The organism is Parasphingorhabdus sp. (assembly GCF_036568145.1).
Taxonomy (GTDB): Bacteria; Pseudomonadota; Alphaproteobacteria; order Sphingomonadales; family Sphingomonadaceae; genus Parasphingorhabdus.
Map to the genome: position 1 here is coordinate 72,088 of NZ_DATCTC010000033.1, position 25,457 is coordinate 97,544.

A 25,457-nucleotide genomic window follows, 5' to 3' on the forward strand; every position below is an offset into this window, starting at 1 on the left:
AGCCGGTGCTCGTGCTACCACAATTAAAGGTAACGACGACATTCTGCGTTCTGTCGTTTATCGCCTCCCTGCACATCACGCCGGATTCTCATCGGAAATTGGCCCATTCTCGTTACAGGCAAAACAGCCCCATCCTTCATGGTCAATGTCATATTCGAGTTCGATCTCAAGGCATTTGCGCGTTAGCTCGCGGATAGTTTCCTGCCGCGTATCCGCGTTGATTTGCAGTTCGATATGCCACCCGCCGTCGTCGTCGTCTTCGTCCTGCTCAACAATGGCGGAGTGAAAGCCGAGCTTCTTCGCGTCGTTTTTCAGCTTGTTGAGATTCGCAAGCTCTCCGACAAATTGCACGTTAATCTCTCTGACCACATGCGCCAGATCGCCGCCTTCCGACATGCTTTGCAGGATTTCGTCATCGGTCGCCCATTCCTGGGCCAGATATTCGGGGTCAACTTTGCTCATCAGGCCAACCCGCGCACGAATTTTTCGAACAGGTAGAAACTGTCCTGCGGGCCGGGGCTGGCTTCGGGGTGATATTGCACGCCAAAGGCGCGTTTGCCGACTATCTCTATGCCGCAATTGCTGCCGTCGAACAGGCTTTTATGGGTTTCGATCACCGTGTCGGGCAGGGTTTCCCCGTCCACCGCAAAGCCGTGGTTCATCGAAGTAATCTCGACTTTTCCATCATCGGGGCCATCTTCATGCCGCTGCACCGGGTGATTGGCGCCGCGGTGTCCCTGGAACATTTTAATAGTCTTCGCGCCCGCCGCCAGCGCCAGCATTTGGTGACCCAGGCAGATACCGAAAATCGGAACATCCCTGTCCAGCAGCGCCTTGATAACCGGAACCGCATATTTCCCCGTCGCCGCCGGATCGCCGGGACCGTTGGAAAGAAACACGCCCGCAGGCTCCAGCGCCATAATTTCCTCGAACGAAGTTTGTGCAGGAACAACAGTGACTTTTGCCCCGGCCTTCACAAGGTTTCTGAAGATATTCCGCTTGGCGCCATAGTCGATGGCAACCACATGCGGCCGCTCTCCAGTGAGATCGCGATTACCGCTTTGCGACTCCATTTGCTCCATCGCCGCATATCCATGCCCCAAGTGCCAGACCCCGCTATCCCATATCCGCGTCTGATGCCCTGTCACTTCTGAAGCCAGATCCATGCCTTCAAGCCCCGCCCAATCACGCGCCTTGGCAAGCAATTCGTCAATGTCAAACTGTCCATCAGGATCATGGGCGATCACAGCATTGGGCGCACCCGCTTCCCTGATCCGCCGCGTGAGGGCGCGTGTATCAACACCGGAAATGCCAATCCGCCCCTGATCCGCCATCCACTCGTCAAACGGCTGACTGTTACGAAAGCTGCTAGGCTCCGTCACATCTTCACGAACAATACAACCAAGCGCATGCGCCGTGTCAGCCTCAACATCCTCGTCATTCGTACCGACATTGCCGATGTGTGGGAAGGTGAAGGTGATGATCTGTCCGGCATAGCTCGGGTCGGTCATAACCTCCTGATAGCCGGTCATCGCGGTGTTGAAGCAAACCTCACCGACCGCAGAACCGGTCGCGCCAAATCCCCTGCCCCATACGATACTGCCATCCGCCAATACCAATATCCCAGTGGCGCCCTTGGGTGCGGCGGGGATGCTGGTATCGGTCATGAGCTTATTCCTTAATGTCTGTAATAATGGCGGGTATATGGCAGTCCCGCGCTTCAAGCAAAGTTCGCCGTCCCTAGAGGACGAAAAAATTGCTCGCAATCTATGAAAAAAATTAAGTTCCGGCTATATTGATAGCTTATTCCAAAAATATGGGGAAATCTATGATTCGCGATGACGTGAAAGCGGCGCAAATTGCGGCCATGAAATCTGGCGATAAAGATCGCACAGCGGCCACACGCTCCATCTTGGCGAAGATCAAGGATAAGGATATCGAGCTGCGCACAAAGGATAGCAAGCTCGATGATGATGTCATGGTAACCGATGTCTTGCAGAAAATGGCCAAGCAACGCCGCGAATCAATTGAAATGTTCGAATCCGGCGGGCGTGAAGAATTGGCCAAGGCTGAGAAAATGGAACTGTCGGTAATTGAAGAGTTCCTGCCAGCCCAGTTAAGCGAAGAGGATACCACCGCTTTGATAGCGGGTATCAAAAGCGAACTCGGGGCAGAATCGATGAAGGATATGGGCCGCGTTATGGCGGAACTAAAATCACGCCACGGCACTGAAATCGACATGAGCAAGGCTAGCGGCCTGGTGAAGGCTGCGCTAAGTTGACCCGAAATCTATGACCCTTTCTCCGCAATGGCTTGATGAATTACGCAGCCGGACCACTTTGTCCTCGCTGATCGGCCGGACGGTAAAGGTGCAAAAAGCGGGACGCGAGTTTAAGGCGTGTTGCCCGTTTCATGACGAGAAGACACCCAGCTTCACAATTAACGACGAAAAAGGCTTCTACCATTGCTTTGGTTGCGGCGCGCATGGTGATGCTATTCGCTGGATGACTGACCAGCGCGGTCTTAGCTTTATGGATGCGGTGAAGGAATTGGCCGCTGAGGCACAGATGGAAGTTCCTGCGCCAGACCCCCGCGCTGCCCAGCGTCAGGAAACACGCGAGACACTTCATGACGTCATGGCGGCGGCGCAGGATTGGTTCGTCGCTCAGTTTAACGGAATTGAGGGCGCTTCCGCCCGCGAGTATCTTAAAAATCGTGGAATAAAAGAAAGCACTATCCGCAAGTTCGGCTTTGGCTATGCACCGGATTCCCGCAATGGCTTGAAAGACGCGCTTTCTGCTCATGGAGAGGACCAACTTGTTGAAGCTGGATTGCTCATCAAGGTCGATGACCGTGATCCTTATGATCGGTTTCGCGGACGATTGATGATCCCTATTCGAGATCCACGTGGAAGAGTCATTGCTTTTGGAGGGCGGATATTGGGCGAAGGTGAACCCAAATATCTCAACTCCCCCGACACTCCGTTATTCGACAAAGGCCGCACGCTCTATAACCTGGATAAAGCATCCCCTGCCTCTCGTCAGACGGGCCGTATTTTGGTTGTCGAGGGTTACATGGACGTGATCGCATTGGCACAGGCGGGTTTTGAGGATGTCGTCGCACCACTGGGCACAGCACTTACAGAACATCAGATCGAACGCATCTGGAAGATGGTGGAAGCCCCCATATTATGTTTTGATGGAGACAATGCTGGACAGAAAGCCGCCATGCGCGCCGCGTTAAGGGCATTACCTATCCTGCGTCCATCCCACAGCCTGAATTTCATCGCGCTGCCTTCCGGGCAAGACCCTGATGATCTGATCCGTTCTGAGGGCCCTCAGACCTTTGCCGCCTTGATTGATCGACCGCAAACGCTGGGCGATAAAATCTGGCAGGTGGAATTTGAAGCCCAACCGCTGGACACACCAGAAACTAAAGCGGGTCTGAAAAAACGCCTGTCTGACCATGTTCGCGATATTGGAGATCAGGATATTGCCCAACATTACCGGCAGGATTTTCAAGAACGGTATGAGAATGCTTTCTTCTCCAGGCGCGACAACAATACTGGCCAGAGACAGAAGGGACAGAGGCAGTTTGCGGGCTCAAGAGGCAAATTCAATACTCAATATGTTTCCTTCAAGCCTATGGATGATACTAGGTCCGTTCTTCTCGACGGTTATGACTTGCGTATCGCAAAAGCCATATTGGGAGGTTTGGTCCGCCATCCCTCCCAGATTTCCAAGCATTTTGAAGCGCTAACCATGTTTCGTCTGGCCGATTCGCAGATGCAGGCGCTGCTATCCGAATTAATTCGTGCCGCAATGCGCAAAGAAATGCTTGATATGCAGGGCCTTCTTACCATATTGGCAGAGACAGATTGTTATAATGCCGCAAAAGGGCTGTTACGGGCCGATGCGCTGAATTTCACTTTCAACCGCAAACTGCCAGATTCTGCTCCTTCGGATTTACTCGAACGGGCGCACAATGACTTGGCAGAGGCGATTAAAGTGATCACGGTGCGTCCGGGACTGGAAGCAGCTTTGGCGGAAGCAACACGGCGGGTACAAGACCATCTGGATGATGAAAGTTTTGCGGAGCAGCAAAGATTGCGGCGAGCAAAGCAGGATTTTCATGAACGATTGGTTGAGCTTACCCAAATCGACGATGTAGTTTAGTTTTAAAAGTAAGGGCCTCAGGCATTGGCAAGTAAAGCAAAAAAATCTGCAGTAACCGAAGATGCACCGCTTATCGATATGAATGAGTCGGGAATTAAAAAGCTACTCTCGAAGGCCAAAAAACGCGGCTACATTACCTACGACGAATTAAACGAGGCCATGCCACAGGACCAGATGTCTAGTGAGCAGATTGAAGACGTCATGTCGGCCATTTCTGACATGGGCGTCAAAATCGTCGAGAACGATGACGAAGGCGCAGAAGAAATGGGCGGCGACGAAGTCGAATCCATCGACGGGACAGAGAAAGACAAAAAAGCTGCGTCTTCAACGGCGCCCAAAAAGGCTACTGGCGACCGCACTGATGATCCGGTCCGTATGTATCTACGCGAAATGGGCGCTGTTGAGTTGCTCAGCCGCGAAGGCGAAATTGCCATTGCCAAGCGTATTGAAGCTGGCCGTGATACGATGATCTGGGGCCTGTGTGAAAGCCCGACAACCTTCAACGCCATTATCGAATGGTCCACGGCCCTGAACGATGGTGAAATGCAGCTGCGGGAAATCCTTGACCTTGATGCCATGCTCTCTAAGGATCCTGTGCCTGAGAACCTTGAAGACGAAGATGATGATGACGGCGAAATCAGCGAAAAAACAGCAGGGCCTTCGTTCAAGGATGATGACGAAGATGATGATGAACCCGAAGCAGCCGAAGGCGATGACGAAGATGAACTGACCGAACGCCGTACAAAGCGTGTCGTTGAAGATGATGACGAAGATAACACGCTTTCCCTCGCGCAGATGGAAGAAGCGCTGAAACCAGAGGCTTTGGAAAAATTCGCAACCATCACCTCGGTGTTCAAAAAATTCTCGAAATTGCAAAACACGCGCATGGAAGCGTTCGCCGTTGGCGATGATTTTCCTGCTGCTTCAGAAAAGAAATATCAAAGCCTGCGTGAAGAACTCACCGCTTTGGTTGAAAGCGTGCAGTTCCATGCCAACAAAATCGAGTTTCTGGTTGACCAGCTGTACTCATTCAATCGCCGCTTAACTGCACTTGGCGGTCAAATGCTGCGCTTGGCTGAACGGCATAAAATCCCCCGTCGTGCTTTTCTGGAAGCCTATGTCAATCATGAACTGGACGATGGCTGGTTGGCCAGCGTGGCCAAAACGGATAAGAAATGGGCGGCATTTGCTGAGAAGGAAGCTGTTGCTGTAGAGCGGATTCGCGCAGAAATTTCGGATATTTCGGCAGCAACCGGAACATCCCTCGATGAGTTCCGCCGTATCGTCAATATGGTGCAAAAGGGCGAGCGCGAAGCGCGGATTGCCAAGAAGGAAATGGTGGAAGCCAACCTGAGGCTCGTTATTTCCATTGCCAAAAAATATACCAATCGCGGCCTGCAATTTCTCGACTTGATTCAGGAAGGTAACATTGGCCTGATGAAAGCAGTCGACAAGTTTGAATATCGCCGTGGTTATAAATTCTCGACCTATGCAACCTGGTGGATTCGCCAAGCCATTACCCGGTCAATTGCGGATCAGGCGCGGACCATTCGTATTCCGGTTCATATGATCGAAACGATTAACAAACTGGTCCGGACTTCGCGTCAATTCCTGCATGAGCAAGGCCGTGAACCAACTCCTGAAGAAATGGCGGAACGTCTTTCGATGCCACTTGAAAAAGTGCGTAAGGTCATGAAAATTGCCAAAGAGCCGATCAGTTTGGAAACGCCAATCGGTGACGAAGAAGATTCGCATCTTGGTGACTTTATCGAAGATAAAAATGCAATTATTCCGGTCGACGCTGCGATTCAGGCTAACCTAAAGGAAACCGTGACACGGGTTCTTGCCAGCCTGACGCCGCGTGAAGAACGTGTTCTTCGTATGCGCTTTGGTATTGGTATGAATACCGACCACACCTTGGAAGAGGTTGGCCAGCAATTCAGCGTTACCAGAGAGCGTATCCGCCAGATTGAAGCAAAAGCCCTGCGTAAATTGAAACATCCAAGCCGCAGCCGCAAAATGCGGAGCTTTCTGGATCAATAAAGTCTGGTTTTTCCAAGATTTTTTCCACAAATTTGTACTTGGGCAATCTGTGTAAACCAGGTCTTTAGGATTATGTGATAATCACGAGTTTTAGCGAGATTTGTCTGGTGATAGAAAACCGGACAGGTCACCAAAACTCCAAGGTGATGTGAGCATGAAGCCAGAACCAAGCTTAATTCCAACCGCGACTCCATCACTCAAGGAGGTCGTGACTCAGCATGGTTCACTATCAACCAGCTATACGCAGGCCATCACCGATGACTTTACGATTTTAAGTGGCGGAGATATTGCTGACATAGCCCATTTTCTTTGTGTCCTGCACGGTAGCCACCCCAGTGTGCTTGACCATGCAGCGACCAGGACCAACGAACCACTAGCCCGTGACTGGTTGGTACAAGCCATGGATGGATTTACCACAGAACGGGCTTTTATAACCAAATTGACCGTCTCTGCCGGGCCAATAATAGGCCTCAGTATCGAAGATCAAAGCAACGCTGCTGTGATAGCGCAGCGTAAAGCGCTTGAGATGCTATCCCAATCCGACCGCAACGGCTGCGCCCTCGGTGCATCATTCGCGCTTGTTCTTGATTGGCAAGCAATCCGCCCATTGCTTGAAAAAATTGCCCTAAAATTAGGTGTAGAGCCGCACTCTGCGATTCTACCACCCGCAGAAACGACTGATGCACTTAGCCACGGACTGACGAAATCAAGCCCCATAGCGAGGGCTATCAATTTCGGGGTCGACCAACTTTTGGCACAACATCGCGGACTTTGGCAGCTATTGGAGGCTCGAAGAAACGCGCGTCTGTCAGATTGGCAGTCTCTATCATGAATATGATTCATTAACTAAATGATTAACTTGCCTCAAAAAGGCATTTTCCCTATCGTTAGACTATTGACGTTTACGGTAAGGGATAATGGAATATGCGTTTTGACGGTACAAAGGATTATGTAGCGACCGACGATTTGAAGGTTGCGGTTAATGCTGCTGTGACACTCCGCCGTCCTCTTTTAGTGAAGGGCGAGCCAGGAACCGGCAAAACTGTTCTGGCACATGAAATTGCAAAAGCGACGGGTGCACCGCTGATTGAATGGAATGTTAAGTCCACGACCAAGGCGCATCAGGGCCTTTACGAATATGACGCAGTTGCGCGGCTGCGCGATGGCCAGCTTGGTGATGAGCGGGTTCATGATATTTCCAACTACATTCGTAAGGGCAAGCTCTGGGAAGCCTTTACCGCACCCGAATTGCCGGTCTTGCTGATTGACGAAATCGACAAGGCAGATATCGAGTTTCCAAACGATCTGTTGCAGGAACTCGACCGCATGGAGTTCCATGTTTACGAGACAAAAGAAACGATTAAGGCTCAAGAACGCCCTATCGTAGTCATTACATCCAACAATGAAAAAGAATTACCAGACGCATTCCTGCGCCGTTGCTTTTTCCACTATATCAAATTCCCGGATCGTGAAACGATGCAGGACATTATCAATGTCCACTTCCCTGATATTCAGGGTGTTCTTGTTAAAAGGGCGATGGACATATTTTACGAAGTCCGCGACGTTCCCGGCCTGAAAAAGAAACCCAGCACATCCGAATTGCTCGATTGGCTTAAACTGCTTTTGGCAGAAGATATGCCGCTTGATGTGCTCCAGTCTCAAGATCCAAGCAAAGCAATTCCTCCGCTCCACGGTGCCTTGCTTAAAAATGAGCAAGACGTGATGCTGTTTGAACGCTTGGCATTCATGTCAAAACGCGAAGCGCGTTAAACGGAGCGATACCAATGTTCTTCAACTTCATGGACGAGCTAAGGGCTGCCGGAATTACGGCATCTCTGAAAGAACATCTGGTGCTTTTGGAAGCGCTGGACAAAGAAGTAATTCAGCGTCGTCCTGAAGAATTTTATTATCTGTCCCGGGCAACTTTTGTAAAAGATGAAGGTCTTCTGGACCGCTTCGACCAGGTCTTTTCAAAAGTTTTTAAGGGTATTGAGACCAGCTACGGGTTACAGGAAGAGGAAATCCCGCTCGACTGGTTAAAAGCTGTCGCCGAGAAATATCTGTCCGAAGAAGAGATGGAAAAGGTTAAGGCCTTCGGCAGCTGGGACGAGATTATGGAGACGCTGAAAGAGCGTCTGGCCGAACAGCAGGAACGCCATGAAGGTGGTAGCAAATGGATCGGCACTGGCGGCACATCTCCATACGGGAATAGCGGCTACAATCCCGAAGGCGTTCGTATTGGCGGTGAAGGCGGCCAGAAAAAGGCTATCAAGGTCTGGGACAAGCGCGAGTTTCAAAATCTTGATAATACAAAGCAGCTCGGCACCCGGAATATTAAAGTCGCGCTACGGCGTTTGCGGAAATTCGCCCGCGAAGGCTCTGCCGATGAATTGGATATCAACAGTACAATTAATGGCACCGCCAAAAAAGGTTGGCTGGATATCCATATGCGCCCGGAACGCCATAATGCGGTCAAGCTGCTATTATTCCTTGATGTAGGCGGATCGATGGACCCGTTTATCAAACTTTGTGAAGAGCTTTTCTCAGCGGCGACTACCGAGTTCAAAAATCTCGAATTTTTCTATTTTCACAACTGTATTTACGAGGGCGTCTGGAAAGACAACCGGCGGCGTTTTTCGGAACGGACCAATACGTGGGACATACTTCACAAATACGGGCATGATTATAAGCTGATTTTCGTCGGGGACGCGTCAATGAGTCCCTATGAAATCACCCATCCGGGCGGCTCGGTGGAGCATTTTAACGAGGAAGCGGGGGTCACCTGGCTCCAGCGGATGACGAACACCTACCCTGCAGCCGCATGGCTAAACCCCGTACCCGAAAAGCAATGGGGCTATTCGCAAAGCGTAAAAATCGTCAAGGAATTGATGAACGACCGCATGTACCCCCTAACCCTTGAAGGGTTGAGCGATGCGATGAAGGAACTGACCCGCAAACACGTTTGAGGCGGTTACGCTTCCACTGTCATCAAAGTTGTGCCCTGATATTTTTCGGCATCTGCATCAAATAATTCAGACGTCTCAAAATGCTGATCTTCTACGATTACATCTTTAAGGCCCGAAAGCTTGAAAGTCCCAAGCTTTAACTCGCGTGGCGGTTGACCTTCCCGTTCGATCGTAACCGCATCGACATGCATTTCATCATGCCGCGTATAGAGAATATGCGGGGCAAGCGTGACCCGCATCTTGTTATAAGTCGCGGTTACGCACTTCTTCAGGGCAACGCCTTCAAAAAATTCTTTATTCGGTAACATGCCCGCTAGATAACAAAAACGCAGAACGGCGCAACAGCTATGTTGCGTTGCAGCATGATTTATCCTGTTTAAGGCGCAAAGATCAATAAATCAGATGATCCTTTGATGTCTCCTGCCACAATCTTTCCTCCGTCACAGTGAGAGCCTCCAGATCATCGGCGGTTGTCGAGGGGTTATCAATCCACTCCCGCAACCTGGGACCACCATTAATCACATCAAAAGCCAGCTTTCCTTCCTCATATTCATAAGGAAAATCGCGCCATAAATTATAATCGGAATATAGATTGCGAATAGCCTTGAACGCCAAGGCCTGAAGCCGCCATGGACGAAAGGCGGCATGATCATAAAACGGGCCTTCTGCATGGATATGGACACCGTTGCAGAGCTTTCCAACATGCTTATGGAAGGTGGGCTCAAACCAGCATTCCCGCAATTTGCATCCTTTTAGCCACTGCGGCGCGAGATTGTTCATTTCTGCAATCACCGCCTTGGCGTCAATATCGGGCGCGCCGAACAATTCCAGCGGCCGCGTTGTCCCGCGACCTTCAGACAATGTTGTTCCCTCCAGCATGACTGTTCCTGCATAGGCACGCGACATAAACACATTAGGTGCATTCGGGCTGGGGTTGATCCAAACGCGGTCGGTAGGCCAACCAAAGCCCTCCCCATCCGGCTGCCATCCTTGCATTTCGATCACCCGGTAATCGACATCAAGTTTGAAAAAGCTGACGAACCACTGACCCATTTCACCCAAGGTCAGCCCGTGACGCATAGCCATAGGGCCCGCGCCGACAAAGCTTTCCCATCCCTCTTCCAGCATCATGCCCTCGACAGGCCGACCTGCCGGATTAGGGCGGTCGAGCACCCATACGGATTTGCCATGCAGCGCTGCGGCTTCAAGAATGTAACGAAGAGTCGTGATAAATGTGTAAATCCGGCAACCGAGATCCTGAAGATCAATCAGGATGGTATCAAAACTGTCCATCATCGCCTTGGTCGGGCGGCGCACTTCTCCGTAAAGGCTGAACACCGGAATACCGAGCGCCGGATCCTCATAATCCGGCGATTCGATCATATTGTCTTGCTTGTCACCGCGCAGCCCATGTTGCGGGCCGAAAGCAGCACTCAACTTGATATCTTCACACCCGGCCAAAGCATCGAGAGTGTGCGTGAGATTTACTGTAACCGATGCCGGATGAGCCAAAAGTGCAATCCGTTTTCCGGCCAGTGGCGCGCGCAATTTCGGTTCCGAGAGAAGTCGGTCAATTCCAAATTTCATAAGCTATTTGCTGCCTTCAGTTGATGCGTAAAGCTCTGTTCGTGATGAAAATCCGGCTTAGCTTGCGGATGTGACAAAGCCCAATAGGATTTCCCGCCTTGCTTGTCAGCAATCACAGCCGAAAAAGCGACGTCGTAAGAGGATAGCTGCGCCACATCCGACAGATCGAGTGTTACTTTCATATCGACGTGCGTGTCGCTGGTTTCACAAACGATATGGGGTGGCTCAGCTAACTCAAGATCTGCCATGTCTTCACGATAAGCTGAAAATTGATAGGCAGCCCAGCACCCCGATGGCGAAAAGTTGAACTCGCAATAGCTGCTGGCCGATTGTTCCCGAATGAAGAGCTCAAAGCAGGTATTTTCCCATAATCCATCGGCACGCAAGGGCTCAGTCTTCTGGGGTATACTCAAACTTGCGATGGCCCCCTTCACATAAAATCTGATTCGCAAGCGGCCGCTTCGCACCCATGAATAGGTCACCCACAATTCGTCGACCGCTGATGCGGGGCTTTGCGGATGGCTTTGCAGGCTTAATCGCATATTGCGAGTTTCCTCTTTTGCATGTAACGGGCCACCCATGACTAATTACCAATCTGATCTCCTCCGCTTACTGGATGAACGCGGCTATATCCACCAATTAACTGATGCTGAGGGGCTGGATAAACTTGCCTCCTCGACCATTGTGCCCGGATATATCGGTTTTGATGCCACCGCGCCGTCCCTCCATGTCGGCAGTTTGGTTCAAATCATGATGCTGCGGCGGCTTCAACAGACGGGCCATAAGCCCATCGTCCTTATGGGCGGCGGCACCACCAAAATCGGTGATCCCTCCGGTAAGGATGAAAGCCGCAAGATGCTCAGCAATGACGATATCAATAACAATATCGCCACTATAAAGCGCGTTTTTGATAATTTCCTGACCTTCGGTGACGGCCCGACTGATGCTCTCATGATCAACAATGCCGATTGGCTTGATAGCTTGGGCTATCTTGAAATCCTGCGTGATATTGGGCCGCACTTCACAATCAACCGTATGCTGACATTTGATGCGGTCAAGTTGCGACTTGATCGTGAACAGCCCCTCACCTTCCTCGAATTTAACTACATGATACTACAAGCCTATGATTTCCGGGAAATGTCCCGAAATTTAGGCTGCCGGCTTCAACTTGGTGGATCCGATCAGTGGGGCAATATCGTCAATGGCATGGAACTGACACGCCGGGTTGATGGCACTCAGCTATTTGGCCTGACAACCCCCCTGATCACGACCGCCGATGGCGCAAAAATGGGAAAAACTGCGGGCGGCGCCACTTGGCTAAACAGTGACCAGCTTGCCCCCTATGACTATTGGCAATTTTGGCGCAATACGCAGGATGCCGATGTCGGGCGCTTCTTGAGGCTTTTCACAGATATTGATCTTGATGAAATTGCCCGATTGGAAAGCCTGCAAGGGTCGGAGATTAACGAGGCAAAGAAAATTCTGGCCAATGCGGCAACGGCTATGGCGCATGGCGAAGATGCCGCCAGCCATGCAGCCGACACTGCTCAAAAAACCTTTGAACAAGGACAGGCGGGCAGCGACCTTCCGGTACTTGAGGTTACTGACAACGAGATTTCGATCCTCGATGCATTGGTGAATATCGGCTTTTGCGCTTCAAAGGGTGAAGCTAAACGGATGGTTGCAGGTGGCGGCGCCCGCATAAATGATGAGCCGGTAATAGATGCCGGTGCGCTGGTTACGATTGCCGGTGACGATGTCAAAATCTCTGCTGGCAAGAAAAAACACGGGCTGTTACGGCGCTCGGCGTAACGGACTTGTTGTCTTAATTTACCATTTGTTCGGGAAACTGGGTTAATAAAGATTTCCATCCAGTGACGGAGCGTCCCTTATGCCACGCGCATCAAACAGCCATATGCCAGAATTGCGCCGGGCAACACGGTTTCCGGTTGATTTCGAAACGATTGGCGAGAACCAAAAATATGGTGAGTTTACCGTTAAGCTCAGCAATATTTCCGCACATGGTTGCCAGTTTGTCCATGACACACCGCTAAACAAAGGCGACCGCGTTGTCGTTCGCCTTCCTGTGGCAGGGCGAATTGAAGCGTTTCTGGTATGGTCCCATAGCGGCCGCTCCGGCTTTGAATTTGAACGGGTTATTCGGCAGCCGGATTTTGTCGCAATGCTGGGCAAAATGGAAACTTCTGGACAGAATCCAGTCTAGCCACTTCGGATAAGGCTAACGCCCCAGTCCTTTTCAAACAGGTATAGCGCAATGCGTGCAGCCTGACCGCGCTCGCCCTTTAATCCGCCGTCACGGTCTAGCAATAATCGGGCATCGTCAGTGGCAGCCCCAATGAGTTGCGTAATCTGGTCCGGGGTAGCAATCCGGAAGCCTGCATCGCCGGACTGCCTGGTCCCCAAAAGTTCGCCAGCACCGCGCAGACGTAAATCTTCTTCTGCAATTTTGAACCCGTCATTGGTCTCGCGCAGCAAGGATAGGCGGGCGCGTGCCGTCTCGCTCAGCGTGTCACCGCGTAGAAGCAAGCAGTTTGACTTAACATCCCCCCTGCCCACTCGTCCGCGCAGCTGATGTAATTGCGCCAGGCCAAAACGATCAGCCGCCTCAATAATCATAAGGCTGGCATTGGGAACATCCACGCCGACTTCAATGACCGTAGTGGCAACCAGCAAACGGATGGCACCGCGCTGGAACTTTTCCATGACCGCATCTTTTTCTGGTCCTTTCATGCGCCCGTGGACAAGCCCGACCTGATCCCCGAATCGCAATTTCAATGCTGCGGCCCGGTCTTCTGCTGCGGCAAGGTCGCTTTTCTCGCTTTCTTCGACCAAGGGGCAAACCCAATAGGCCTGACCGCCGCCAGCAATATGCCGTCCAAGACCCTCCACAACTTCCGGTAAGCGCGCGTCGGAAATCACCCGCGTTTCGATGGTCTGGCGGCCCGGTGGTAGCTCGTCTATCCGCGATACATCCATCTCGCCATATTGGCTGAGCGTTAATGTGCGGGGAATCGGCGTCGCGGTCATCGCCAGCAGATGCGGCGTACTTTCGGCCTTTTGGGTCAGCATTAACCGCTGAGACACACCAAATTTATGCTGCTCGTCAATGACAGCCACAGCGAGTTTTTTATAGCGCACTTTCTCTTGAAAAATGGCGTGAGTGCCAACCAATATGTCAATCGAACCATCAGACAGCCCCATCAATGTAGACTCTCGCATTTTGCCTTTGTCACGGCCTGTCAGGATATCAATATTAACCGGCATTCCGCTGAGCAGCTTTTGCAGCCCCTCAAAATGCTGCCGCGCCAATATTTCCGTTGGCGCCAGAAAAGCTCCCTGATAACCGGCCTCTACCGCATTAAGCAACGCCATCAGAGCAACCAGCGTCTTTCCCGATCCAACATCGCCCTGCAATAACCGAAGCATCGGCGATGATTGAGCAAGATCGCCCTCAATCTCTGATATACAGCGTTTTTGCGCGCCAGTCAGTTCGAACGGCAGTTTGATCTGATCCCGCAAATGTCCATCGCCCTGGATCGGAATCCCTTTCTTCCGGCGATTGCTGGCACGAACAAGCATGAAGGCCAACTGGTTGGCAAATATCTCGTCATATGCAAGCCGGTCGCAATCGCCGACATCCTCATCATTATGCAAAGCAACGATGGTTTGTCTCCAATCCCTCCATCGTTTTGATTCCAATAAGCTCGGCTCAATCCATTCCGGCAGTTTCGGCGCCAATTCCACCGACTGCGCAATCAACTGCCCCATACGCTTGTTACCCAAGCCATCGGATAAAGGATAAATGGGTTCGACCAGAGCAATTTCTTTTTCTTCGGCCATTTCCAACACATCAGGATGCAGCATCTGAAGTTCGTCACCATAGCGCTCCAGCTTGCCCGATATGATCTTGCTCTCACCTAAGGGGAGCAATTTCTTGGGCCATCCGGTATTTTTGCCAAAAAAAGTCAGGCTAATATAATTACCCTTCGCATCTGTTGCCTGCACGCGAAAAGGACTACGGGGTCCGCCGGAGCGATAATCTACTGGTGTTACATCGGCAATAATTGTCAGGCCAACGTCGGCTGCGTCCAGTTCTTGTACGCGCTTGCGCCGCATCCAATAGCTGGGTTTATGATAGAGCAGATCCTTCACCCTCGTCAGGCGCAGTTTCTCCAATGGCTTGGCTAGCGCCTTGCCGACGCCTTTTAGCGACTGTGTTTCGCTAAATAATGGATTGAGTATCTCGGGCCGCATGTCTATCCGCCTTATACGAAAGCAGGGCCAATATACCAGACACAGTGCCTTCGCATTAACATTTATACAAAGCAGAGAGTCAGGAGCAGATATGGAACGAGAAGTTAGGCTGAAACGGCTCTATTTTCGTAGCTGGCACCGCGGCACCCGTGAGGCCGACAATATGATCGGCGGCTTTTTTGACAAATGGAGCCTGACCTGGACGGATGAAGAGATTGACTGGTTTGAGATGCTGCTTGAAGAAGAAGATGTCGATATCATGGCTTGGGCGATTGGAAAGCAACCTCCGCCAGCGCGATTCCAGACAGAGCAGATGACATCTATGCAAAAACTGGATTATTTTGACTTCACCAAATAACCATTATCAAAACGGATATATCCCCTTTAAGTGTCTTATCTAGATAGATTATTATCAGCAGAGGAAATAAACACCGTCGCCGGTGTAACCGCAGGATATCGCCCATATTTCCTGGCGGACACCGCTGCCCAATCCAATAAACGCATCATATTCATTGCGACAGACGATGCCGCAATGAGCGCCGTCGCCGAAGCGGCGCGTTATTTTCAACCCGATTTGGATATTATTGAATTTCCGGCGTGGGATTGCCTTCCTTTTGATCGGGCTTCACCGGCACTACATATAACTTCAGAACGTGTCGCGGCCCTATCCCGCCTTGTAGCCCCCGCCGCTGGTGCGCAGCTCGTCGTCACCACTGCAAATGCCATCACACAGCGAGTGCTGACGCCCGCACGTGTCAAAGAACTGGTCACTAGGCTGGAGCCCGGTGCAATCATTGAACAAGAGAAGCTGGTATCCTTTCTCTACGCAAATGGCTTTGTGCGAGTCGATACTGTCGCCGATAGCGGGGAGTTTGCGGCGCGTGGTAGCCTGATAGATCTGTTCCCACCGGGCGCAGACATGCCCTTGCGTATCGATCTTTTCGGCGATGAAATAGAAACGTTGCGGCTATTTGATCCTGCCGATCAACGCACAATTGGCAATATTGACGGCTTCGACCTGCTGCCCGTATCAGAAGTTTTGCTCGACGATGACAGCATTACGCGCTTTCGCACCCGCTACCGAGAGTTATTCGGCGCGGTTTCCACTAGCGATCCGTTATACCAATCCCTCTCCGAAGGCCGAAGGCTTTCCGGCATGGAACATTGGCTACCCTTGATTGAAGAAGAACTTGCGAGCTTTTTCGACTATATCGCTGATGATGCACTAATATTCCGCGATGCAGCCGTCTCTGCGGCAGTAGATGCACAGTTTTCATCCATTCGGGATTATTATAAAAACCGGCAAGAAGCCGATGCCGCGAACTTATCGAGTTACCGCCCACTAAAGCCGGAAATGCTTTATATGGAGCCTTCAGAGTGGCAAAAGCAACAATCCGATGCTCCTGTCCACATCATCTCCGAATTTGATGAACCGGAATCCAGTACGATACTATCCCTCTCCGTTTCTTCGCCTCGTGATTTCTCACCTGAACGCGCTCGAAATGAAAATATATACAAGGCACTTACCGCTTATCTGAATTCGCTTTCAAAGTCGGGTACTCATGTCGTAGTCGCGAGTTATAGCAAGGGATCCCGCGCCAGGCTATTTGACTTGCTGCAAGACCATGGCGTCAAGTCAGCAGTGCTTTGCGATGATTGGGAAACATGCAGCACGGCAGATACCGCAGTTGCTCTGACAATTTTACCGCTGGCGGCCGGTTTTCGCACAAGTGACCTAGTGTTACTGACCGAGCAGGATATTTTTGGCGACCGTCTTGTCCGCAAGTCAAAACGGCGCAAAAGCGGCGATGCGTTTATTGCCGAGCTATCGGCTCTCAGCCAAGGCGATCTTGTCGTCCATCTGGAACATGGCATCGGGCAATATGAAGGCATTGTCTCCATTCCCGTGGGCGAAAGCCCACATGACTGCGTCTCACTCAAATATGCTGGTGGCGATAAACTTTTCGTTCCGGTGGAGAATATCGATGTACTCAGTCGCTACGGTGAAGGTGGCGAAACAGTGGTGCTGGACCGTTTGGGCGGCGAAGGCTGGCAACGGCGCAAATCTAAGCTCAAAGAGCGAATCAGGGCCATCGCGCATGAACTGTTGAAAACAGCAGCAGCGCGCGCACTTCAACCGGCAACACCGACACGTGTTGAAGCGGGTGACATGGCCGGGTTTGTTGATCGCTTCCCCTATCAGGAAACCGAGGACCAACAGCAAGCTATCGAAGAAGTGCTCGAAGATATGGCGTCCGGACAAGCGATGGACCGACTTGTTTGCGGTGACGTTGGCTTCGGCAAAACTGAGGTGGCGATGCGCGCCGCCTTTGCAGCAGCGATGGCCGGAATGCAGGTCGCGATCATTGCACCGACAACTTTACTGGCGCGACAGCATTACAGCAATTTTGAAGAACGTTTCCGCCCCTTCCCTCTCAATATCGGGCGACTATCTCGGCTGGTTCCGGCGGCCGAGGCCAAAAAAACCAAAGAAGGTTTGGCAAACGGAAATGTCGATATTGTTATCGGCACGCACGCCTTACTTGCTAAATCAGTAGAATTTCAAAGACTTGGTCTCATTATTGTAGATGAAGAACAAAGATTTGGAGTGACGCATAAAGAGCGGTTAAAGGCTATGAAAGCGGATGTTCATGTCCTCACCCTCACCGCCACACCCATTCCGCGAACTTTGCAAATGGCTATGACCGGCCTGAGGGATTTGTCGGTCATTCAAACCCCGCCTGTGGATCGGCTTGCGGTTCGGACCTATGTGATGCCGTGGGATCCTATCCCGCTGCGCGAAGCTCTCATGCGTGAACATTATCGCGGCGGACAAAGCTTCATCGTCGTGCCCCGCATCGCAGACCTTCCGGCGATTGAGGAATTTTTGAAGGAATATGCGCCAGAGATCAGTTTCGTAACAGCCCATGGTCAAATGCCGGCTATACAAGTCGAAGAGCGCATGTCCGCTTTTTACGACAGGAAATATGACGTCCTTCTGGCGACCACTATTGTTGAAAGCGGCCTTGATATTCCAAGCGCCAACACGCTAATCATCCACCGCGCAGACCGCTTTGGGCTTGCCCAGCTCTACCAGCTTCGCGGCCGAGTCGGTCGATCAAAGACGCGGGCTTATGCCTATATGGTCACACCCAAAGACAGAATTGTCACCGAAAAGGCTGAAAAGAGGCTAAAAATACTTAGCGATCTCGACAGCCTTGGTGCAGGCTTTGAATTGGCCAGCCATGACCTAGATATTCGCGGAGCGGGCAACCTGCTTGGTGACGAACAATCCGGCCATATCCGGGAGGTCGGCTTTGAACTCTATCAATCGATGCTGGAAGATGCGATCCTTGAAGCTAAAGCAAAAGGCGCCGGTCTGGATGCTGCAACAGACAGCTTCTCTCCGCAGATTACGGTTGATGCACCCATTTTGATTCCTGAAAAATATGTTCCCGATCTTTCGCTTCGCATGGGGCTCTATCGACGGATGAATAATCTGGAGACGCATCAGGAGATCCAGGCTTTTGCGGCGGAAATGATCGACCGCTTCGGTGAGCTTCCGGTGGAAACCGACAATCTTCTCAAATTGATGGAAATCAAACTTAATTGTGTCAAAGCCCATATAGCCAAGATTGAAATGGGCCCGCGCGGTGCTTTGGTAAGCTTCCATAATGATGCCTTCCCCAATGTTCCGGGGCTGCTGTCTTATGTCGAGCGCCTTAAAGGAACAGCGCGACTAAGACCGGACAATAAGCTGTTTATTGAGCGTCAATGGCGCGATCCACGATCCCGACTTCATGGTCTGGCCCAGCTGAGCACCGGCCTTTCAAAACTGGCTCAGCAAAAAACGCCTGATTAATTGCTCCTTAGTGCAAATATCTCAAATTCATCCGGTGAAATTGGGCCTGACTGCAGGAACCCTTGGTAATATTTGCATCCTTGCTGTGTCAATATCTTCAACTGCGCCTCTGTCTCTACACCCTCGGCTATAACTGCAAGATCCAAGCTATGCGCCATCTTGATGATTGATTTCACCACCACTTGATCTTTGACCGACCCACTAATATCCTTTGTCAATCCACTGTCGATTTTCAGATAATCAAGCGGCAGGTTTTTAAGATAAGCCAGACTGCTATATCCCGTTCCAAAATCGTCAATCGCAATGCGGACCCCGTACTCTCTCACAGCCGAGAGATGCTTCGCGGCGCTTAAGAGGTTGCCAATCAGTTCGGATTCAGTAATTTCAAGCGTAGTTCGCTCAGCTGGAAAACCGGATCGAGTGAGGTTCCGCATAATATTTGCTGCAAAATCGCCATCGCTCAGATCACTCGCGGTAACATTGACCGACAAGCGCAAGAAAGAGAGGCTACTCGGCCACTTTGCCGCCGTTACAAATGCCAGTTTATGAATATGCGCTGATAACAATTTCATCAAACCCGCACGCTCAGCCACAGGGAATAATAAATCCGCACCCAGAAAGCCCAGTTTTGGGTGATTCCAGCGGGCCAATGCCTCTGCTCCGACCAGTTGCCCGGTATCAATCTTTATCTGTGGTTGCAGCGCAATCGCAATTTCATCGCGGTCCAGCGCGTGGGCAAGATCGCTTTCCAATTGCTGCTCCAGCATAATGTCAGCTTTGGTCGAACCACTTACTTTAACCGGAGAGGCACCCGCAACCATTGCTTCTTTCAATGCCAGAATCGCACGCCTGATTAGCAATGCCTCGTCACTGGAACCATGCTCAATAGCGATACCGGCACGCGCAACCAAGCCTATATCGCGGCCTTTAATAGTAACCGGGCCGAAGTTCCGAACCAATAGCTGTTCCGCATAATCAATGGATTTTTCGGCTTCATCATCGGGCGAGCCTTCCCAAACACGAGCAACCATGAAGTTCTGCCCATCTATCCTTGCGGCCATGCAACTATCGGGCGAGGCGTTCATAGTCTCGGCCATTAGGCGCTGACCGATCTGGCGCATTATCTCATCCCCCACCGCCCTGCCGTAGGCCGTGTTGATGATGCCGAAATTCCTTAAGCCCAGGATTATAAGAACAAGTCTGTCACCACGCGTTAGGCGACTGCGTATCCAGCTTCTGGCTACGGAGCCATTACGCAGGCCGGATAAAAGGTCACGCCCTGCCCAGCCATTTCCGGTAACACCATGTTCACCATCATCCAAGAACAGCCGTTCCAGACGCCCGTGGACATAGGTCCCCGTATCATGCAGGTGGTGGATGACCTTTTCACCGTTCAGATAGTGAGTTACTGCGGCCTGTGCAGAACCAGCCCGCAGCCGCCCCATCGCACCGCGAACGCGGGACCGCTCTTCCGTAGATAAAGTCCGATAAATTCCCGTTACCGGATAGGTACTAAAGTCAATACTGCTCTGACTATCTCTTAACTTGTCACTGACCCAGTTTTGATTCAGCGCCTTCTTTGAAAAAGACCATTGCTCGTCGACTTGTGTCAGAAAATTGTTAAAATGCTGCGTCGCCTCCATGCCACCACGGATATTTTCCACATAACGATAGGCAAAGTTTAACGCCTGTTGCAAATCGGCATATGGATTGGCAATATCGAGAAAATGGGTAGCACCTGCATTATGGCATTTCGCCGCAATATCATCCTGAGCCGACTGATCCGCCAAAGCGAGAATCGCAATGCCGTTATTGTCCAACAGCGCTGCAATTTCCGATATTGCTTGCAGACCATCCTGAATGGCATCACGCACATCCACTACCGCGATTAATGAATTGGAGGCCAAAAATCGCCCTCGTACACTATCCCGTCGCCGGGCAGAGCTCACCCGCCACCCAATGGCAGAAATTTTGGCCGCCAACGGATCTCGATCATAAAAAGACAACAAAAATAAGTGCTTATTTCCATTTTGATCCAAGTAAGGTGAAGCTTCTTTAATAACTTTAATATGCCCCTGCTTTGTTTCTCTCGTTCGCCTGATAATGATAGAGAAATTTGCATAAGGCGTAATCCTTTATAGGCCGTTGCTTGCCACCACACAAAACGTTACGTTTTACATCAACTTTTGATCGGAACGACATCATGCTCGACAGATTCGGCCGCAAAATTGACTATCTAAGAATCTCGGTTACTGACCGATGCAATTTTCGTTGCCAATATTGCATGTCCGAGAAAATGACGTTCATGCCTAAGAATGAATTGCTGACACTCGATGAAATCTGTCTGATTGCAGAGCGTTTTATCGGCCATGGTGTAAGGAAAATCCGTCTGACAGGCGGTGAGCCCCTAGTCAGACGCGACATGAAGCGTGTTATCCAACGGCTTGGGCGAAAAGTAGAAACCGGGGATCTTGACGAATTGACGTTGACAACCAACGGTTCATTGCTCGGCGAATATGCCGACCATCTGGCGGCTCATAATGTGCGACGGGTCAATATCAGTCTGGATATACTGGACCCCGTAAAATTTGCAGAAATAACCCGCGGGGCCAAGGTTGATCAGGTATTGGCCGGTATTAAAGCCGCCAAGCAAAACGGTATCCGCGTAAAAATAAACATGGTTGCCTTACGTGATTTTAATCAGGGTGCACTGATACCAATGGCGGAATATTGCGCGGAACAGGGCCATGACCTGACAGTTATCGAGACAATGCCGATGGGGGATGTCGGAGCAGACAGAAAACTGGAACATATTTCTGCACAAGAATTTATTGCTCCCTTGTCAGATCACTATTTCGTAAGGCCGATAGAGCATAGAAGCGCAGGACCGGCGCGTTATATGTCCGTTGATCCTTTGGGACTCCGATTGGGCTTGATAACGCCGCTAAGCCATAATTTCTGTGATAATTGCAACCGTCTGCGCCTGACCACCGATGGCAAGATATTTATGTGTCTAGGCCACAACGCGCATGTTGATTTACGCGCCGTTGTGCGTAATGAAGGCGTTGGGGCTGTCGATCGTTTGCTTGAGAAAGCATTGAAACTCAAACCATTACGACATGAATTTAACGATCAATTGAACGGGTCCGCGGAAACTTTGGAGCGTCATATGAACGTCACGGGCGGATGAGTGAAACAAAATGGGCGATAGTCGTCTCTCCTACGCCACAAGCGCAAGAGGCTGGGAAAAAGCTTGAATCGTTATTAGATTGGGTTCCGATCGAGGAGGCCGATCAAGCTGTAGTGCTGGGCGGTGACGGCTTCATGCTGCAAACTCTGCATCAAATGCTCAACCGAAATATAATAAAACCGGTTTATGGTATGAACCTCGGCACGGTCGGGTTTCTGATGAACAACTGGCACGAAGCCGACCTGAAAGAACGAATCGAATCTGCCCGGTCTTTCAAAGTAAAACCTCTAAAAATGGAAGTCGAAACACTTTCCGGGGCCAGCTTCGTACTTCCGGCAATAAATGAAGTGTCCTTGCTCAGAGAGACTCGGCAAACAGCAAAGCTGGTTATTGAGGTTAATAACCGAATCATGCTCGAAGAGCTTGTATGTGACGGTGTATTGGTTGCGACACCAGCGGGCTCGACCGCCTATAATCTGTCTGCCAACGGGCCGATATTGCCGTTGGAGTCCAATTTACTGGCCCTGACCCCGATCAGCCCGTTTCGTCCGCGTCGCTGGAAAGGCGCAATTTTACCGGACACTACCTCGATCCGGATAACGGTCTTGAACCCCGAAAAACGGCCAGTTAGCGCGGTCGGCGACCAACAGGAAGTGCGTGATATTGCAAAGGTAACCATCTCTGTAGACCGCAGCCAGACCCTCACCATGCTGTTCGATCCGGAACATGCATTGGACGATCGCATTGCAATGGAACAATTTGTTGTTTGATGGCTTGCCGGGTGCGTATGACGTTGCTATAGCCGCGCTCGTTGTGATGCAAATCGCACCTGTTCCCCGGTAGCTCAGTGGTAGAGCAATCGACTGTTAATCGATTGGCCGATGGTTCGAATCCGTCCCGGGGAGCCACTTTTCATGTTTCGCTATTTCCTTTTAAATGGCGGCCGTTCTAATTGGACGGATTGGCCAAGACTTGGCGCGAGCACGAATGCCATTTTAATTTTGAGTAATCTGGAGCTCGATTAGGAGAGCTAGGCGACACACCCATAATGCTCCGTAAAGCACTTACCCACGCTTCTGGACAGCCTTGATCGCCAAGATACTTACCAGACCCCTCTCTTTGCAAAAGAAGATGCCACAACTCCTGTCTCGTTAGTGCTGAGCACTAACGAGACCTGCATGTCCAAAAGCTATAGCTGCCTATATTCTCAATATTTGCCGTGACAATGCTTGTATTTGCGGCCTGAACCACATGGACATGGAGCATTACGACTCACTTTTCCGTCTTCAAAACCCTCAGCCGGGTTATTCAGGGTTCCTGCCTGTCTGGGCGGTAATCCTGCCGGGATAGTGCCCAGCGTGCCAGCATCAATATCGTTGGTGTCATCCTCGCCGGTTAATGGATCTATATGGGTTGTCAGAAAATCGGGAAGCTCCGGCAATTCCGGTACCTGAATTTCATCCTGGCGATGGAACTGGCTGGTCGCAAGAGTCTTGGTTACACTTTCGCGAATAACCTCCAGCATGCGTTCGAAAAGTCCGAATGATTCCTGCTTATATTCATCCAGAGGTTTCTTTTGGGCATAGGCACGCAGGAACACCACCTGCCGCAAAGCATCAAGCGTTGCTAAATGTTCTTTCCAATGATGGTCGAGCGATTCTAACAGAATTGATTTTTCAATTTGCGCCCAGATCTCTGGATCAATCTGCTCCACTTTTGCATTGAAATCTGCATCGGCCAATTCGGCGATCCGCATTTCGACAAGTTCCGGATCAACCGAATCTTCTTGCAACCACGCATCAATATCGGGCGTAAGCCCCAATACCTCTTCAACGCGGGTTTTGAGCTGGTCTATTTTCCATTGTTCAGGATAGCTTCCTGGTGGGCAACTGTCTGCCACAATGGCATTGATGGTTTCCTGGCGCATATCTTCCACAATATCGCCAACCGATTCGGCATCCATGATTTCGGAGCGCTGCTCATAAATCACTTTGCGCTGGTCATTCATCACGTCATCATATTCGACAACCTGCTTACGTGCCTCATAGTTACGTGCTTCAACTTTTTTCTGTGCAGTCTCAATGGCCTTGGATAGCCACTTGCCACCAATAGCTTCGCCGTCCTCCAGATTTTTGTTCATCATTCTGGCGAACATTGTCTCTGTACCAAAGATACGCAGCAGATCATCTTCCAGGCAAAGATAAAAACGGCTGAGACCAGGGTCGCCCTGACGCCCCGAACGGCCACGAAGCTGGTTATCAATACGACGGCTTTCATGCCGCTCTGTGCCCAGTACGAACAGACCTCCCGCATCTCGAACTTGTTCGCGCAACGCACGAACTTCCTCTTCGATTTTAGCAATGGCCTTGTCGCGTTCCGGTCCTTCTTCCATATCGGCCAATTCCTGCTCGATACGAAACTCGATATTACCGCCCAGTTGAATATCGGTGCCGCGTCCAGCCATGTTGGTCGCTATGGTAACAGCGCCAGGCCGGCCGGCCTGTGCCACAATATGCGCCTCCTGTTCATGGAAGCGGGCGTTCAAAACATTATGCGGCACATTTTCCTTGTTCAGGAATTCAGACAATAGCTCAGACTTTTCGATAGATACTGTGCCGACCAGTACAGGCTGGCCCTTTTCGCTATGTTCTTTGATGGTTTTAGCAATGGCGGCGAATTTATCATGCGTATTCTTGTAAAATTCGTCATTTTCGTCGATCCGCTGAATTGGTTTATTCGTCGGGATGGTCACGACATTCATTTTGTATATTTCGAAAAATTCTGCAGCTTCCGTTGCCGCCGTTCCGGTCATTCCCGACAGTTTGGGATACATGCGGAAGTAATTTTGGAAGGTAATGGATGCCATTGTCTGGTTTTCCGGCTCAATTTTGACGCCTTCTTTAGCTTCCACAGCTTGATGCAGTCCGTTGGACCACCGCCGCCCTTCCATCATACGACCGGTAAATTCGTCAATGATGATAACTTTACCATCCTTGACGATATAATCCGTATCCCGCTTGCGCATGACATTAGCCATCAGCGCTTGATTCAAGTGATGAACGACCTGGGTATTTTCATAATCATAAAGATTGCTACCGACGAGCAATCCGGCTTCTTCAAGAAGCCGTTCCGCTTTCTCCGTCCCCTCTTCGGTCAGGGAGATATTGCGGCTTTTTTCGTCTTTTTCATAATCTTCTTCGGTAATGTTCTGAACCACCTCATTTACCGATATATAAAGATCGGATTTATCGTCCGTGGGTCCTGAAATAATCAGCGGCGTACGTGCTTCGTCAATCAGGATCGAATCCACCTCATCGACAATCGCAAAGTTGAATGGCCGTTGGACCATCTGGCTGCGG

The 25,457-nt window shown here is 50.8% G+C and carries 20 protein-coding genes and 1 tRNA gene; 13 read left to right on the top strand and 8 right to left on the bottom strand.

Going from position 1 to position 25,457, the window contains the following annotated elements; translation table 11 throughout:
• Positions 1-75: 75 nt before the first annotated feature.
• On the bottom strand, positions 76-462 hold the full coding sequence (locus tag VIN76_RS13820; RefSeq protein WP_332042447.1) for a ribonuclease E inhibitor RraB: 387 nt from the start codon (positions 460-462) through the stop codon (positions 76-78).
• Positions 462-1,667 (bottom strand): glutamine-hydrolyzing carbamoyl-phosphate synthase small subunit, encoded by a 1,206-nt coding sequence (carA, locus tag VIN76_RS13825; RefSeq protein ID WP_332042448.1) that lies wholly within the window; start codon positions 1,665-1,667, stop codon positions 462-464. Before carA ends, VIN76_RS13820 begins: the two co-directional genes overlap by 1 nt.
• Before the next feature lie 161 nt (positions 1,668-1,828).
• Here carA and VIN76_RS13830 point away from each other — a divergent pair, with 161 nt between their 5' ends.
• From VIN76_RS13830 to VIN76_RS13855, 6 genes are all read left to right on the top strand, one after another.
• On the top strand, positions 1,829-2,281 hold the full coding sequence (locus tag VIN76_RS13830) for a GatB/YqeY domain-containing protein (RefSeq protein ID WP_332042449.1): 453 nt from the start codon (positions 1,829-1,831) through the stop codon (positions 2,279-2,281).
• Positions 2,282-2,291: 10 nt separating this feature from the next.
• A complete protein-coding gene (gene dnaG / locus VIN76_RS13835; RefSeq protein ID WP_332042450.1) occupies positions 2,292-4,175 on the top strand; it encodes a DNA primase in 1,884 nt (627 codons plus the stop codon).
• A 78-nt stretch (positions 4,176-4,253) separates the two neighbouring features.
• Positions 4,254-6,218, top strand: a complete 1,965-nt coding sequence (gene rpoD, locus VIN76_RS13840) for an RNA polymerase sigma factor RpoD (RefSeq protein WP_414696371.1) — start codon at positions 4,254-4,256, stop codon at positions 6,216-6,218.
• Positions 6,219-6,372: 154 nt separating this feature from the next.
• Positions 6,373-7,050 (top strand): DUF6975 family protein, encoded by a 678-nt coding sequence (locus VIN76_RS13845; protein WP_332042452.1) that lies wholly within the window; start codon positions 6,373-6,375, stop codon positions 7,048-7,050.
• 92 nt (positions 7,051-7,142) lie between these two features.
• A complete protein-coding gene (locus VIN76_RS13850) occupies positions 7,143-7,988 on the top strand; it encodes a MoxR family ATPase (RefSeq protein ID WP_332042453.1) in 846 nt (281 codons plus the stop codon).
• 14 nt (positions 7,989-8,002) lie between these two features.
• Positions 8,003-9,184: a vWA domain-containing protein gene (locus VIN76_RS13855; RefSeq protein WP_332042454.1), complete on the top strand. Its 1,182-nt coding sequence runs from the start codon at positions 8,003-8,005 to the stop codon at positions 9,182-9,184.
• 5 nt (positions 9,185-9,189) lie between these two features.
• On the opposite strand, the gene VIN76_RS13860 is transcribed toward VIN76_RS13855, so the two are convergent.
• The 3 genes from VIN76_RS13860 to VIN76_RS13870 all read right to left on the bottom strand — a co-directional run bounded on the left by VIN76_RS13860 (position 9,190) and on the right by VIN76_RS13870 (position 11,352).
• Positions 9,190-9,492, bottom strand: a complete 303-nt coding sequence (locus tag VIN76_RS13860) for a hypothetical protein (RefSeq protein ID WP_332042455.1) — start codon at positions 9,490-9,492, stop codon at positions 9,190-9,192.
• An 82-nt stretch (positions 9,493-9,574) separates the two neighbouring features.
• The gene (locus VIN76_RS13865; RefSeq protein WP_332042456.1) at positions 9,575-10,771 is read right to left on the bottom strand and encodes a DUF1343 domain-containing protein; all 1,197 of its coding nucleotides are present in this window, start codon (positions 10,769-10,771) and stop codon (positions 9,575-9,577) included.
• Positions 10,768-11,352, bottom strand: a complete 585-nt coding sequence (locus tag VIN76_RS13870) for a DOMON-like domain-containing protein (protein ID WP_332042457.1) — start codon at positions 11,350-11,352, stop codon at positions 10,768-10,770. The genes VIN76_RS13865 and VIN76_RS13870 overlap by 4 nt, the downstream gene beginning before the upstream one ends.
• Here VIN76_RS13870 and tyrS point away from each other — a divergent pair.
• Both tyrS and VIN76_RS13880 read left to right on the top strand, forming a co-directional pair.
• A complete protein-coding gene (tyrS, locus tag VIN76_RS13875; RefSeq protein WP_332042458.1) occupies positions 11,351-12,583 on the top strand; it encodes a tyrosine--tRNA ligase in 1,233 nt (410 codons plus the stop codon). The two genes, VIN76_RS13870 and tyrS, sit on opposite strands and share 2 nt — an antisense overlap.
• A 79-nt stretch (positions 12,584-12,662) precedes the next feature.
• Positions 12,663-12,995, top strand: a complete 333-nt coding sequence (locus tag VIN76_RS13880; RefSeq protein ID WP_332042459.1) for a PilZ domain-containing protein — start codon at positions 12,663-12,665, stop codon at positions 12,993-12,995.
• Here the strand turns inward: VIN76_RS13880 and recG are convergent.
• Complete coding sequence (gene recG / locus VIN76_RS13885; protein ID WP_332042460.1) at positions 12,992-15,046, bottom strand: ATP-dependent DNA helicase RecG; 2,055 nt, start codon at positions 15,044-15,046, stop codon at positions 12,992-12,994. The two genes, VIN76_RS13880 and recG, sit on opposite strands and share 4 nt — an antisense overlap.
• A gap of 91 nt (positions 15,047-15,137) precedes the next feature.
• On the opposite strand from recG, the gene VIN76_RS13890 reads away from it, so the two are divergent.
• Both VIN76_RS13890 and mfd read left to right on the top strand, forming a co-directional pair.
• On the top strand, positions 15,138-15,404 hold the full coding sequence (locus tag VIN76_RS13890; protein WP_332042461.1) for a succinate dehydrogenase assembly factor 2: 267 nt from the start codon (positions 15,138-15,140) through the stop codon (positions 15,402-15,404).
• A gap of 30 nt (positions 15,405-15,434) precedes the next feature.
• Entirely contained in the window at positions 15,435-18,908 is a 3,474-nt protein-coding gene (gene mfd, locus VIN76_RS13895; protein WP_332042462.1) for a transcription-repair coupling factor, read from the top strand.
• Here mfd and VIN76_RS13900 read toward each other — a convergent pair.
• Positions 18,905-20,815, bottom strand: coding sequence for a GGDEF domain-containing phosphodiesterase (locus VIN76_RS13900; RefSeq protein WP_332042463.1), 1,911 nt, complete (start codon positions 20,813-20,815; stop codon positions 18,905-18,907). The two genes, mfd and VIN76_RS13900, sit on opposite strands and share 4 nt — an antisense overlap.
• A 296-nt stretch (positions 20,816-21,111) precedes the next feature.
• Here VIN76_RS13900 and moaA point away from each other — a divergent pair, with 296 nt between their 5' ends.
• The 3 genes from moaA to VIN76_RS13915 all read left to right on the top strand — a co-directional run bounded on the left by moaA (position 21,112) and on the right by VIN76_RS13915 (position 23,006).
• A complete protein-coding gene (moaA, locus tag VIN76_RS13905) occupies positions 21,112-22,098 on the top strand; it encodes a GTP 3',8-cyclase MoaA (RefSeq protein WP_332042464.1) in 987 nt (328 codons plus the stop codon).
• On the top strand, positions 22,095-22,868 hold the full coding sequence (locus VIN76_RS13910; RefSeq protein ID WP_332042465.1) for an NAD kinase: 774 nt from the start codon (positions 22,095-22,097) through the stop codon (positions 22,866-22,868). Before moaA ends, VIN76_RS13910 begins: the two co-directional genes overlap by 4 nt.
• Positions 22,869-22,931: 63 nt before the next feature.
• Positions 22,932-23,006, top strand: a tRNA-Asn gene (locus VIN76_RS13915).
• A 299-nt stretch (positions 23,007-23,305) separates the two neighbouring features.
• Here the strand turns inward: VIN76_RS13915 and secA are convergent.
• Positions 23,306-25,457 (bottom strand): preprotein translocase subunit SecA (secA, locus tag VIN76_RS13920; protein ID WP_332042466.1); only part of this gene is annotated, 2,152 nt, incomplete at its 5' end.